The organism is Pseudomonas sp. GW821-FHT10B02, from assembly GCF_059415665.1.
Genome location: NZ_JBWKNR010000007.1, coordinates 248,620 through 262,116 on the forward strand (window position 1 = coordinate 248,620; position 13,497 = coordinate 262,116).

Sequence of the window (13,497 nt, forward strand, 5' to 3'; positions counted from 1 at the left end):
TCTGACATTCTCAAGGCAGGGTGATCTCAAGATGCGTGTGCGCAAGACAGTGTTTATGGTCGTACCCTTGTGTGTTTCGATGGCTTACGCCGTGTACGCACAGGCAGCACCCACCGATCTTCTTCTCTCGACGCCTGCATCCCCGGAAGTCGTACAGAAGGGGTTGCAAGCCGATGGCTACAGTCTGGCCATCTCGGCTTATAACTGGGGTTACCCGTTGGTGCGGATGGAGCGCGTTGCCCGCGAATACTCCAATGTGCCATCCCCCAAGCCCGATACCAGTTATCGAGGTGCTCTGAATCAGATCGGTTGGGCCACCTCGCTGGCGTCCCCGGCAGCCAAGGACATGCCGACCGCCAACAACGATACGTACTATTTGAGCGCGGTCGTCGACCTGACCGAGCCTTATGTCTTGACCGTGCCCGATACCCATGACCGCTACTATGTAGTGGACGTGTTCAACATGTGGCAAGAGCTTGAGCACTACATCGGCCGACGCACGACGGGAACCAAGGCCGGCAAGTATGTCCTGGTGCCGCCGGGCTGGAAGGGCGCACTGCCCAAGGATGCCAAGCGCCTGGATGTTTCAACCAGCAAGGTGTGGCTGTGGGGGCGCCTGCACTTGAAACAGGGTGAGGATGTGGCACCGGTCCTAGCGCTTCAGAAGAAGTTCACCCTCACTTCTTTGAGTGGCAAACCCCACACGGGCCAAACGCTGCCGCCGTTGCCGGATACTGGCGATGATGAGCTGGGGTTCTTCACCGAACTGGCGGCCGCACTGAAGAGCAATCCCGTCAAACCTGCTGACGCGGCCTTGTTTGGACAGTTCTCCCGTATCGGCCTGACGGAAAAGGGCTTCGACCCGAGCAAACTTGACCCTGCGACCCGCAAAGGAATGGCGGAAGGTCTGGCGATTGCCCCTTCTGTCGCGATTTCCTCGTTTGCCAGTACGGCAACCGTACGCAATGGCTGGAATTGGGTGACGGGCCTCGACAGCTTCGGTTTCAACTACCCGCTGCGCGCGATGGTTGCCGGGCCCTACCTTGGCGGACAAGGCGAACACGAGGCGATGTACCCGATTCGTTATACCGACAGCGCAGGTCAGACCCTTAGTGGCGCGAATCAGTATGTCGTGAAGCTGGACTCGGCACCGCCGGTGGGTGCCTTCTGGTCACTGACGATGTACAACGCCGGTGACAAGATGCTGGTTGATAACGAACTGGGGCGCTACAAAGTCGGGCCCGATACGAAAGGCTTGAAAGTCGCCCAGGACGGTTCAATCACCATTCCCATCTCCCACACCAAGCCACAGGGTGAAAACGCCGCCAACTGGTTGCCCGCCCCCGAGGGCGAGTTCTACGTGATCCTGCGTCTGTACCAGCCTTCCAACGACATCCTGTCCGGGAAGTGGGCACTTCCGCAGATCAACAAGACCAACTGACATGCCCATGGGCGCAAGCTCGATGCGGACCAGCGACGAACCTTGTCATTGCTGCGCTACGGCGAGTATCGCGACACGGTGATGATCAGTGAGTCCGGCGCTTACACCCTGCTGGCTCATCATTACATTCCCGAAAATCGCAGCCTGCGGCGATGGCTTACCTATGAGGTGATTGCGGTGCTGCGGGAAAGGCAGGATCTGGTAGAGCGGGATGTACCGCGGATTGGTCAGCTGGATTGGGGTGGGCATTCGTTGAGTCTGCTTCAGTGGCAACAAGAGCCGTGGATTCGGTTGAGGGATGTGCCGCAGGTGGTTTTTGAGCCTGAATTGTCGGTGGGCAGATACGTTTCGAAAGCCCATTGCTCCTGGAAAACAATGACTGCACGCTGGCTCAGGCTGTGATGCCGGGCGGTAGGAGCGGGCTTGCCCCGCGATCGCGGTGTGCCAGTTACATCGCGCCTGACAGATCTTCCGCCAGGTGGATAATTTTTGGGCTCAGCTTCGACGTTGATTTGAGTCAACGAGGCGCCACGGACTGTGTTGTAAACAGCGTGCCAACCTTGTGAGGATACAGTTTGATGCTCGAATCCAACTCGACACCCCGGATTATCTGCAACGATCGTGAACTGGCCGACCAACTGCGCCCCCTGTTGGCTCACACAGCACCCGATTGCGAGGTGCTGAGCATGCCGCACGATTGCAGTGCGGCGCCTTTTTGCCGTTGGCACGGTGAGGCACGGTTGGGGCCGGCCTGGCGGGTACAGGCCGCTTTGGTCGAGGCCACCAAGGTTCTGGAACGGACTCGCCACGCCTTCAAATCCCGCGAACTGGGACAACTACGCCAGCACCTAACAGCATTGCTGGACACATTGCCAGACAATCCGAAATGATGTAATTATGCCATCAGTAGGTTCCGCTCAATGCGGGAACCGGCTTTGCCGAGCAGGACAACGGGCCTGAAAGACGAAGCGCCGTGACACCAGTTCTTGACCAGAACCGGTTGTCATGGCGTTTTTTTTTGTCAGCGAAAAGGCATCTGTACAAGCATGGGGGGGATGAGAGTGAAGGTGACAAAAGACCTGACGGAATTGCTCAGGCGTATCCGTCTCGACCATGAGGAGATTGCCGAGCGCTTCCGCTTTCTCGACTGGAATGCCGAAGATGCCGAGCGGCTCAGCGCCGCGGCTCAGCACATGGCCCCCGCTCAGCAGGTTTTCGTCGATCGTTTGTATTGTCACCTGGCCAAATTTCCCACGCCGTCCGCGCTACTCCGCACACCAGAGGTCACCGCCAGACTGAAGCACAGCCAGGCCGAGTATTACCAGTGTTTGTGGGGTGGCCCCTACGATGATGCCTACGTCAACGGCCGTCTGCGCATCGGAGTGATCCACCAACAGGTCGGCCTGGAGTTGAAGTGGTATCTGGGCGCCTATCGGCTGTACCTCGACGACATGCTTGCCAGCGTGTTCGGCAACAACCCCAACACCTCACTCTACTCAAGTCTGTTGAAAGCAGTGTTCTTCGACATGACTTTGGCCATCGACACCTACAGCGCGGCCCAGTACAAGGCGCTGGAAGAGAGCGAGGCGCGCTTCGCCCGTGCTCTGCGTGGGGCCAATGACGGCATCTGGGATTGGCACATCGATCAGGACCGCCTGTATGTTTCGGAACGCTGGGCGAGCATGCTCGGCCTCAGCCGCGATAGCATCGGCGAAAGCAGTTCCAGTTGGTTCGGGCGCGTGCATCCGGACGATCTGCCGGACTTTCGCGAGGCCATTAATGCCCACTTACGAGGCCTGACATCGTCGGTACACCATGAGTACCGCATCCGACAAAACAACGGTGGCTATATTTGGGTGCTTGTGCGCGGTGTCGCCGAAATGACGACACCGGGCCATCTACGCATGACGGGCTCACAGTCCGATATCAGTGCGCGCAAAGACGCCGAGCAGCGCCTCAAACATGCCGCCCACCATGACCCGCTGACCGGCCTGGCCAACCGCATGCGCCTTGACGAGCAAATGCAGAAAACATTGGTGGAAAAGCGCAAGGGAGGTACTCAGGAGGCGCTGCTGTTCGTCGACCTCGATCGCTTCAAGTTGATCAACGACAGCCTCGGCCACAACGTTGGCGATCGTGTACTGGTGGAAGTGGCGCAGCGCTTGAGAAGTTCTCTGCGCCCTGGTGATCAACTATTCCGCTTCGGCGGGGACGAATTCATCGTACTGCTTCATGATCTCACCTGCGGCCGTGACGCCGAGCAAGTATCCCAACGCATTCTCGACACTCTGCATCAACCGCTGCACATGGACGGTCGTACCCTGGTGGTTAGTGCGAGCATTGGTATCGCTCCATTGCACGATAACGGCAAAGCGCTGGATGTCTTGCAGGCCGCCGACCTTGCACTCTACAGCGCCAAGTCTGCCGGCAAGGCGCGATTCGCCCACTACCATGAAGCGTTGCAACACACCGCTCAGCATCATTTGGAACTGGAGTCCGCCCTTGGCCAGGCGCTGCAACACGGTGAATTCGAGTTGTACTATCAACCGATCTATCGTCTTGACCAAGGGGCGCCTCTCGCGTCGGGGGTCGAAGCATTATTACGGTGGCGCCATGGTGGCCGCTTGATCTCTCCGCTGGAGTTCATCCCGGCGCTGGAGGAGTCCGGGGAAATCATTCGCGTCGGCGAATGGGTGTTGCGCCAGGCCTGCCAGCAGACTCGCGCCTGGCAACTGGCCGGTCATGACCGTCTGCGCTGTTCGGTGAACATCTCCAGCATCCAGTTGCAGCAAGTCGACTTCTCCCTCCGGTTAATCGACATCCTGCAAGAAAGCGGCCTGTCACCAGCCAGCCTGATCCTGGAGATTACTGAAAGCCAGCTAATGAATGATGATATGGACACACTGGCCTGTCTGAACGAATTGGCCAGCCTTGGCGTGTTGTTGGCGCTGGACGATTTTGGCACCGGTTACTCCTCCCTTGGATATCTCACACGCTTTCCGCTGCACATCCTCAAGCTGGATAAAAGTTTTATTGGCGGCATCCCTTACGACAACAAACAGAGTGCGATCAGCCAAGCGATCATCGGCCTCGGCCGTAACCTTGGCCTGGAGGTAGTGGCCGAGGGCATCGAGAACCCGGCACAACTCGACTTTGTGCTCAGTGAAGGCTGCCACTACGCCCAGGGATACTGGTTTAGCCGGCCACGACCTGCCGAGCAAATGCCACGGCTGCTCAGTGGAGAGGACTGTTTCGAGGGGCATTGAAAGAGGCTGCCGCGAGGCGACCTTTTTTGTGCCACTCTTCTTTTCTCACGCCCCTGCCAATTGGCATTACACTTAATGCCATCTGTCCAGATTGGAGCGCCGACCATGTCTGCTACCGCGGAAAACACAGACGCCAGGAAATCACCGAAAAAGCCTGGCAAAGCGCCAATTGTCGACCTGCTGCTGCCCGACACAAACACCGACAACCGCATGGAGGTGTTCAAGGCCACCCAGAGCGGTTTTCCGCTCAGCTCTGTCATTCAGTTGGTCGAGTCGGTCGAAACCTTCAAGCGGCACAACGTCCTGGCGAAGATCGTCGGCCTGTCGGAGCGTACCCTCGCCCGCCGGATGAAGAACAAGGATGAAGCCCTGAGCCCTGAGCAAAGTGCCAGGGCGCTGTACTACGCAGAGGTGCTGGAGAAAGCGCAGGAGGTGTTCGGCACCCGCGTGCTTGCCGAAGAGTGGATGACCCGGCCGGCACTCGGGCTGGACGGCGAGTCGCCCATCGATCTGCTGTCCAATCCGGTTGGCTATGAGCTGGTCACCGACTTTTTGAATCGGCTGGATTACGGGGTCTACTGATGGTGACGGACCCTCTGGCCCATGACCTGCATTTCTGGCGTCTCGATCACTCCAGGCACGCGCCTTCGTGGAACAGCGGCATTGGCGCAGAGGCGTGTGGCGGGCGCTGGAATCCCAGAGGGTTTCAGGTGGTCTATGCCAGCCTTGATGCTGCTACGGCGATTCTTGAAGTGGCGGTGCATAAAGGCTTTCAGACTCTCGACTGTGTTGCGCACACGCTGACGGCGGTACGGGTGATGGACCCTTCCAGGGTGTACAAAGTCGAGCGAAAGGATGTGCCCAACCTGAACTGGCTGAGGCCGGGAACGCCCAGCCGCAGCCAGCAAGCCTTTGGTGCGAAACTGCTGGAACAGCATCCCTTCGTGCTGATTCCTTCCTGTGTGTCGCCCTATAGCTGGAATCTGTTGATGAACCCACAACTGGCTTTCGGCCTCTACGAGGTTGTCCTGCAGGAGCCGTTCGCACTGGATGGACGGCTGAATCCCCCTCTGCAGTAAGCGAGGCAGGTGATTCGGTTGCAGTTGATCTGCAGCAGCCAAGTTTTTCGGCGTAACCACGATAGTGAGCCATCCTTAAAAAGCTCCGGCCAAGGAGCCCTATCGACGCTATCGGAAAGCCCTGCATGAACGAAAGCCCAGCCACCCCGCCCACTACTCTTGCGCGCCCCACCACTACTCAAAGCAGCTGGCGACGCTGGTTGCCCGGGCTGCAGGTGCTGCGCTCGTACCAAATGGGCGATCTGCCGAAAGACCTGCTCGCAGGCCTGGTGCTGACCACCATGCTGGTACCGGTAGGTATCGCCTATGCCGAAGCCTCGGGCGTGCCGGGTATATACGGGCTGTACGCGAGCATCGTACCGCTGCTGGTCTACGCCTTGTTCGGGCCCAGCCGCATTCTGGTACTCGGGCCCGACTCGGCGCTGGCGGCAATCATTCTTGCCGTGGTGCTGCCCTTGTCTGGCGGCGACCCCATGCGTGCCATTGCCCTGGCCAGCGCCATGGCCCTGGTGTGCGGGCTGGTGTGTATTGGTGCCGGCTTGCTGCGTCTGGGCTTTATCACCGAGCTTTTGTCCAAACCCATTCGCTACGGTTACATGAACGGTATCGCCTTCACGGTACTGATCAGCCAGACGCCGAAGCTGTTCGATATCTCGGTAGAGAGCAGCGGCCCCCTGCGTGAAGTGCTGAACGTCGGTCAGGCACTGCTGGCAGGGCAAGCCAATTGGGCCGGATTCATCATCGGCGCCGGAACCCTGGCCCTGATCCTGGTGCTCGAGCGCTTCAAGCGCGTGCCAGGCATCCTCATTGGTGTGGTCGCAGCGACCCTGGTGGTGGGCAGTCTTGGCCTCGACGTCAGTCATGGGGTCAAGGTGCTGGGCCCTATGCCGCAAGGGCTTCCCGGCTTCGTGGTGCCCTGGCTACGGGCCGAAGACCTGATCACGGTGCTGATTGGTGGCTTCGCTGCTGCGCTGGTGTCCTTCGCCGATACCAGCGTGCTGTCGCGCACCTATGCGGCCAAGACCCGTAGCCCTGTCGACCCGAACCAGGAAATGGTCGGTCTGGGGGTCGCCAATCTGGCGACGGGCCTGTTCCAGGGTTTTCCGGTCAGTAGCAGCTCTTCTCGCACACCCGTCGCCGAGGCGGCCGGGTCGCGCACGCAGCTCACCGGCGTGGTCGCTGCGTTAGGGGTAGCATCGTTGCTGCTGTTCGCGCCCAAGCTGTTACAGCACCTGCCCAACAGCGCGCTTGCCGCCGTGGTGATCGCGGCCGCCATTGGCCTGTTCGAGATCAAGGACCTGAAACGGATCTACCGTATCCAGCGCTGGGAATGCTGGCTGTCGATTACCTGCTTTGTCGGGGTGGTGGTGCTCGGTGCGGTCCCTGGTATCGGTCTGGCGGTTGTTATCGCCGTGATCGAGTTTCTCTGGGATGGCTGGCGTCCACATTACACGGTGCTTGGTCGCGTGGACGGGGTGCGCGGTTATCACGATATCTCCCGCTATCCCAGTGCTCGTCTGGTACCCGGCCTGGTGCTGTTCCGCTGGGATGCACCGCTGTTCTTCGCCAATGCCGAGCTTTTCCAGAAGTGTGTGCTGGAGGCCATCGCCAGGTCGACAACCGAGGTGCGCCGGGTTGTGGTGGCTGCAGAGCCGGTTACCAGTGTGGACGTGACCTCGGCGGACATGCTGGTGGAGCTTGAACAGACTCTGCGTGCGGCTAACATCGAGCTACGCTTTGCCGAAATGAAAGACCCGGTGAAGGACAAGCTTAAGCGTCTGGAAGTGCTGGACCACATTGGCCGTGATATTTTCCAGCCAACGGTTGGCGCTGCCGTGGATGCCTATCTGGAGGAACACGGTGTCGACTGGACACCTTAGCGGCGAGCAAGAATGCAGGTTAGCGCCGCATCCGGTGCCAACCTATGCGAAAATACCCGCGCTTTTGTTCATATGTGTGGAGATGTACAGTTTTGGTAATGCACTACTCAATCAGCAGCGACGCAGTCGCTTGCGGTCGCAATGGCAATAACCTCAGCAGCACTTCTGAAGCCGACAAGGTCGATTGCAAGTCGTGCCAGCGCTCGCTGGACAAGGCTGATGCCACCCCGGTCAAGAAGGCCACTCCATCGTTGGCAGAACTGCGCAAGCAACGTCAGGCCAGCCAGGTGAAGGCAGCACCGTTCTGCTTCAAGGCCAACTGGCGTGTACGCCTGGCCGCCCTGCCCGATCGCTGCCGTTTGCCTCGCGGTGTAGCGCCACAGGCTTTCGTGTAAACCTGCGCGGGAGCCTGGGCAAGGCTCCCGCGTGATTCATCCCGGTTGTTGCTCGCGCTTTATCGCGCCGCCAGCCAACGACCCAGCTCGCCCTCCATGCCACAACCGATCAACACCCATAACAGCACCCGGCATTTGCGTGGACAGAGAAACCCCGCCATCAGCGCCCCCTTGCGTTGCAAGTCCATCTCGCCACCGATAAACCCATATGAGCGCAGCGCTGTAGCGCCGGCGCCCGTACGAGACGCAATGATGACCGGCATCCAGTGACTGATTTGGCCTACGCAGCGCGCCCATTCCTGCGAGACGTGCCCGGCACCAAAGCCGGCGATGACCAGACCTTCGTAGCCCAATCCTGCCACTTCTTCCAATAGCAAGGTATCCGCCGCAAGGCTGGCTTCGAGCAAGGCTACGCGATGATCCAGACGCTTCGGCACAGGCAGTGAGCAACGCGGCTTCGGCGCTTTCAAATAGCGCACCCGCCCTTCTACCAGCAAACCTTCCGGCCCGAAATGCGTAGAACTGAAGGCTGCCATTGCCAGGCTATCGGCTTTACGTACATGTTCAGCAGCATGAATCTGGTCATTGATCACCACTAACGCGCCCCGTCCCTGGCTCTCATCTGCCAACGCAACCTGAACCGCAGCCAGGAGGTTCGCCGGGCCGTCGGCGCCGGCCTGGTTGGGCGAACGCATGGCTCCGGTGAGAATCAACGGTGTCTGGTACGGCCAGAGCAGGTCGAGAAAGTAGGCCACCTCTTCAAGCGTGTCGGTTCCCTGGGTCAGCACGATACCCTGCACACCTTGCTCCGCCTGGGCCTTGGCCCACTGCAGGACATCAATCAATTGAATGAAGGTTAACGATGCACTAGGTAAAAGATGCAAGGTTTGGGCTGTTATACGGGCAAGGTCTTCTAACTGCGGCAGGCTTGCCAGCAGGGCTTCGCTACTCAAACTCGGTGTCACTCCCTCGCCGGGTGCATTGACCTGCATGCTAACGGTTCCACCCAAGGCGCCAATCGCAATCAGCGGGAGCTGCAAGACTTCGCTCATGGTGTGACTCCAGTGACCAGGCGGACAAAGGGAATGATGGCCAAGGTACAGATGGCCATGGACAGGACATTGCCGATGTACCCATGCATATGGCTCGGCAGTCGCTGACTGATGGCATGGGCAAGGGGCGGCGCCATCAACGCGCCCAGGGTGGCGCTGAGGACGATGACCTGCCAACTGCCGCCCAGCATGAGGACGGCGGCAGGCACCACGGAAACGATTGGAATGTAGGTGGGATACCAGCCCAGACGCCGCCACTGATTGCGCCAGAACAGCACGCCGATGAAAGAGGTCAACGCTTGCCCTGCAAGCATCTCCAAGAGCAGATGCGAACCATAGGCCGGACCGCCCGGAGAAATCCAATAGGCTAACAGCGCGCCCAGAATCAGGCCCAGGCTGGCCAGTTCATTGCCAAAGAATGGCGCCTCACTGAAGTCTGCCAGCACCCGCCGCAACGTCCAGACCACCCCGTAGTCAGTCTCGGCTTTCGCTGCTGGTACAACCTGCGGTGCTTTGGCCGCAGGTGTAGAACGGACCAACTGCGGAAAGTGTCGACACAGGATGAACGCCAGCACACTGGCGATTGCCATGCCGCCAACATTGCCGATCACCACCGGCAGTTCCAGCGGATAACAGAGGTAGTTGACCAGTAGCAGGCTGGCTGGGGTCACCAGCAGCGCCCCCAGCAGCGCGCTGTTGATGGCGACCTTCCAGCCTGCGCCAAACAACAGCACCATCGCCGCCGGTAACGAGACAAAGGCAACGAAGGTTGGCTGCCAGGTTCCGCTGCTCAGCGTCCAGCCCCACAGCGCATGGCTGAACAGCAAGCCCAGCAACGAGCTGATCACCAGCCACGGCCACAACCCCGTGCCGTAGCAAATGGCAAAGCCCTGCCAGGACATACCATTGCGGTTGGCCCAATGGGCCAACGCCGCACCTGCCAGTAACCCCAGCGCGGGTAACTCATGCTTGTAAAAAGCCACTTCACTGATATCACCGGCAATCCAGCGCAGCCGCGCCAACGGCTCCTGTAGATTAGCGACCATGTGCGCATAATCCGGCCAGAGACCGAGCCAGGTCTCGGCGCGACCACTGAGCAATTCGATGAGCACACTGGTAGTCACTGAAATCGCCAAGCACATCAGTAACAAGGGGATGAAACTGTTACGAGGGTGTTCGAGTGAGTTGTCCATGCGTGCCTCCTTCAGCGCGGTAACGCTGGATGCAGGTCATAGCCAAGCATCGAGCCGTAAAGGTCCGTGCGCCGGTCACGCGGCAAATCATTGAGGCTGTTCCAGATCGGTGCGCTGCGCGCGCTGGTGAGGTCAAGATCGGCGTAGAGAATGCATTCGTTCTCGGCACCTGCCACTTCGCCAATTGGCCAGCCATTGGTTCCGGCAATCAGCGAACAACCAAGGAAGCGCCCGCCCCGCTCGCTGCCGATGCGATTGGCGGCGGCGATATGGACGTTGTTGACGTGGGCAGCAGTCATGGTCAGGTAGGACGCCATGCACCGGCCGCTGGTATCGAACAGCGGTGGTGGGGTCCACACCCAATTGTTCAGGCTGCAGATGATATCCGCGCCTTGCTGGGCCAACAAACGCGGCACCTCCGGGAACCAGATATCCCAACAGATCAACAGGCCGATGCGCCCTATCGGGGTTTCGAATACCGGAAAGCCCAGGTCGCCAGGAGTAAACCAGAGCTTTTCCTGGTTCCACAGGTGAGCTTTGCGGTAGTGGCCAAGCAAGCCCTCGGGGCCGAACAACACGGCACTGTCGTAAAGCTTCAAACCGTCGCGCTCGGCAAAGCCGGCAACCAGATAGACCTGATGTTCACGCGCAAATGCCGCCCAGGTGTTAACGCTTGGACCACCTTCCAGGGTTTCGGCATGAGCATAGGCTTCGGCACGGGTACTGAAGGTGTAGCCGGTGTTGGCCAGCTCTGGCAGGACTATCAGATTGGCCCCTTTGCGGACCGCTTGTTCGGCGAGTTGCAGGCCTCGGCATAAATTGTTGTCGCAATGTTCAACACCTACTTGCGGGTCGAACTGGATAACGGCGACGCGGACGGGGCTCACAGGGGCAGTGTTTGCAGTCATGGATGGCGGCCTTCTTATCGTTATTGGAGGGACGCCAGTTAAACGGACACCCTGTTAGATAAGACAGTCAGGCAACTCTGTAGCAAACGCGGGAAAGCTCCTAAGCAGCGGAAAGGGCAATCATACAGTCTGCCCTTTTCGCCGCAATTTCAGGCCTTCATTTGGTAATGCGGATAGTCACTCATGGAGAAATCTCCATTGAACACGGCTTGTGTCTTCTGACAGATGTTAATCACTGCGTCCACAGCAGTTCTGAAACACGGCTCCGTCCAGCCAGCGTCGACCGAAAACGACTCGCCAGCCAGGTAAAGGCCTGAGCGCTCACTGAAGTCCCGGTTGTATTTCATCAGGCTGATAGCATCGTAGTAAGTACCTGCTCGGTAGAGCTTGGCGCAACCCAGTGCATTCTTGTCGGTGATCCAGCGCTGAACGCGGGCGTTGTAGGTGTCTATGTAGGGGGAAATCGGCTGCTGGATATTACTGCAGCGCAGCAGGATCCGATCCAGCTCATTGACGCATTTTTTGACCAGTTGCTCATCGTCGAAAGAAGCCAGTTTGGTTGCATCGTCCTCCCAGGTGTAACTGAGCAGAATGCAGTCATAGGCGTAGCTGTCGTTGTACCGGTAGGTATACACATCGTGTACGAAACTGTCGGTAACAAGAATTTGCGGTATGCGTTGATGCTTACTCAAAAAGCTCTTTTTCAAAGGCGCATAGACCTTACAGCTGGTCTCCCAGTGAGCAGTCTTGTAGGCATTGGTGATCTTGGCCGGCAGCATCGCCGGAGTGAAATGCTCCAGACGAACGTTGGTTTCGAGCAACCAGGACGGCAATGTAACGATCACAGAATCAAAATCCTCACTCAAGGTGGTTGTTGAGTGGGGATTACTGGCATTCCACTGGTACTGAACACGGATCTTTCCATCAGGCAGTTTGCTCAAGCCAGTAACCGGACTATCGGTGAGCAACCCATTCTGACGGTCGAGACAGTGACTGTAGAGTGACTTTCCAGTGCCATCGATCCCCATGAAAAGCAGGCACTCATCCAACGCTGCCAAGCCAAGGTAGGTAGGCGCAGCGAATTTCAAGCCTTTGCTGTCATAGACAGCCTCCGCCGCCTGGTAAGGTGCTTCGAGTGGATTCCCCTGATCGTCCACCCGACCATGAACCAGTTGTAAGTGGCTGCTGAAACCGAAGATGGCAGTGCGCAATGGGTATAGGCAGCACACATCGTAAAATGCGCCCCAACTTCCATCGCCAATACCAATGGCATAGAAAATTGCTGACTCCTCTGGGTTCATGCCAAGACCGCCAAAATCACCGGGCCGTTTTTTATCCCAGTTGGTGATCGCTGGAAGAGTGACCAGATCGCGAAACGACAACGCTTGATAGTGCTCTACGATTGCAGCCCATAAAGCCTCCCAACCTTCGGAACCATAGATTGCCGCAATCTGTTCAGTCATCCGTGCAGCGAAGTGGTGCCATTTGTCATAGACCTGCTGCAGTGCCGCCGTCGGGGGTGGAGTAATGCCATCAGGGTTGGTCCATACCAGCAATGTCGGCTCGCCGTGCCCCTGCAGCTCCCCTTCCTGTAAGTAGACCCCGGTTGAAGTCACCCTGGGAGTACCTGGGTTAGGGAAGTCAGAAATATGCAGGTCGAAAAGCCCGGCGTAATAAGCCATCAACGAACGACCGTCCTTGGGCGCTTCACCTGTTCGGTTGAAGAACGGCATACGCATAGCCCCCATTTCAAAAGGCGTCGAAGGCGCCGCCAATGGAAGGGATTTGTCCACCACGGTCAGATGGCGCCCACCAATACGCTGAGATTGTTCAATCAAGGTGATTTGAGTGAAGCCACAGCGTAGCAACTCACGTGCAGCCGTCAGACCGGTGACACCAGCGCCGACAATGCAAATACGGTGATCCGTGATTCTCGCCTGGGCAATGCCACCTGTTTGTTCAAGCAGCTTGCGGTAGTCAAAACACAGGTCGGGAGGGTTGGGGAAACGGGCGGTCCATTTGCCTGACGGGGGTGCCAGGTTGGCCGCTACATTGGCGGGATGATTGTAAGTAGAGCCGATGGTCATGGTTCGAAATCTCCAGGAGAAGTTGGAGAGTCGAGCTTGGCGACAAGCAGATGCCTGGAGGCATTACATAGTTAGTGGGAGATGGGTAGGCCGGAAAAGACAAAACCCCTACCTGCATACGCAGATAGGGGTTTCGGAATTTAATCTTGACGATGACCTACTCTCACATGGGGAAACCCCACACTACCATCGGCGA

The 13,497-nt window shown here is 58.3% G+C and carries 12 protein-coding genes; 8 read left to right on the plus strand and 4 right to left on the minus strand.

Features of this window, described 5'->3' with window-relative positions; all coding sequences use genetic code 11:
* Positions 1-31 precede the first annotated feature (31 nt).
* The 8 genes from AC07OF_RS13330 (at position 32) to AC07OF_RS13365 (ending at position 8,061) form a co-directional block, all read left to right on the plus strand.
* Positions 32-1,441, plus strand: coding sequence for a DUF1254 domain-containing protein (locus tag AC07OF_RS13330; protein ID WP_495072961.1), 1,410 nt, complete (start codon positions 32-34; stop codon positions 1,439-1,441).
* 42 nt (positions 1,442-1,483) lie between these two features.
* The gene (locus AC07OF_RS13335; protein ID WP_495072962.1) at positions 1,484-1,843 is read left to right on the plus strand and encodes a BRO-N domain-containing protein; all 360 of its coding nucleotides are present in this window, start codon (positions 1,484-1,486) and stop codon (positions 1,841-1,843) included.
* A 176-nt stretch (positions 1,844-2,019) separates the two neighbouring features.
* Positions 2,020-2,331 (plus strand): hypothetical protein, encoded by a 312-nt coding sequence (locus AC07OF_RS13340; RefSeq protein WP_157191466.1) that lies wholly within the window; start codon positions 2,020-2,022, stop codon positions 2,329-2,331.
* Positions 2,332-2,496: 165 nt separating this feature from the next.
* Positions 2,497-4,707, plus strand: a complete 2,211-nt coding sequence (locus tag AC07OF_RS13345; protein ID WP_495072972.1) for an EAL domain-containing protein — start codon at positions 2,497-2,499, stop codon at positions 4,705-4,707.
* 105 nt (positions 4,708-4,812) lie between these two features.
* A complete protein-coding gene (locus AC07OF_RS13350) occupies positions 4,813-5,289 on the plus strand; it encodes an Xre family toxin-antitoxin system antitoxin (RefSeq protein WP_232478236.1) in 477 nt (158 codons plus the stop codon).
* Positions 5,289-5,786 carry an RES family NAD+ phosphorylase gene (locus AC07OF_RS13355; protein ID WP_495072963.1) on the plus strand — a complete coding sequence of 166 codons (498 nt, stop codon included), beginning with the start codon at positions 5,289-5,291 and terminating at the stop codon, positions 5,784-5,786. The genes AC07OF_RS13350 and AC07OF_RS13355 overlap by 1 nt, the downstream gene beginning before the upstream one ends.
* 125 nt (positions 5,787-5,911) lie before the next feature.
* Positions 5,912-7,666: a SulP family inorganic anion transporter gene (locus AC07OF_RS13360; RefSeq protein ID WP_495072964.1), complete on the plus strand. Its 1,755-nt coding sequence runs from the start codon at positions 5,912-5,914 to the stop codon at positions 7,664-7,666.
* 98 nt (positions 7,667-7,764) lie between these two features.
* On the plus strand, positions 7,765-8,061 hold the full coding sequence (locus AC07OF_RS13365; RefSeq protein ID WP_495072965.1) for a hypothetical protein: 297 nt from the start codon (positions 7,765-7,767) through the stop codon (positions 8,059-8,061).
* A 59-nt stretch (positions 8,062-8,120) separates the two neighbouring features.
* On the opposite strand, the gene AC07OF_RS13370 is transcribed toward AC07OF_RS13365, so the two are convergent.
* From AC07OF_RS13370 to AC07OF_RS13385, 4 genes are all read right to left on the minus strand, one after another.
* Positions 8,121-9,113 (minus strand): asparaginase, encoded by a 993-nt coding sequence (locus AC07OF_RS13370; protein ID WP_495072966.1) that lies wholly within the window; start codon positions 9,111-9,113, stop codon positions 8,121-8,123.
* Entirely contained in the window at positions 9,110-10,306 is a 1,197-nt protein-coding gene (locus tag AC07OF_RS13375; protein WP_495072967.1) for a hypothetical protein, read from the minus strand. The genes AC07OF_RS13370 and AC07OF_RS13375 overlap by 4 nt, the downstream gene beginning before the upstream one ends.
* A gap of 11 nt (positions 10,307-10,317) precedes the next feature.
* On the minus strand, positions 10,318-11,214 hold the full coding sequence (locus tag AC07OF_RS13380) for a nitrilase family protein (RefSeq protein WP_495072968.1): 897 nt from the start codon (positions 11,212-11,214) through the stop codon (positions 10,318-10,320).
* A 149-nt stretch (positions 11,215-11,363) separates the two neighbouring features.
* Entirely contained in the window at positions 11,364-13,301 is a 1,938-nt protein-coding gene (locus tag AC07OF_RS13385) for a flavin monoamine oxidase family protein (protein ID WP_495072969.1), read from the minus strand.
* Positions 13,302-13,497 lie beyond the last annotated feature (196 nt).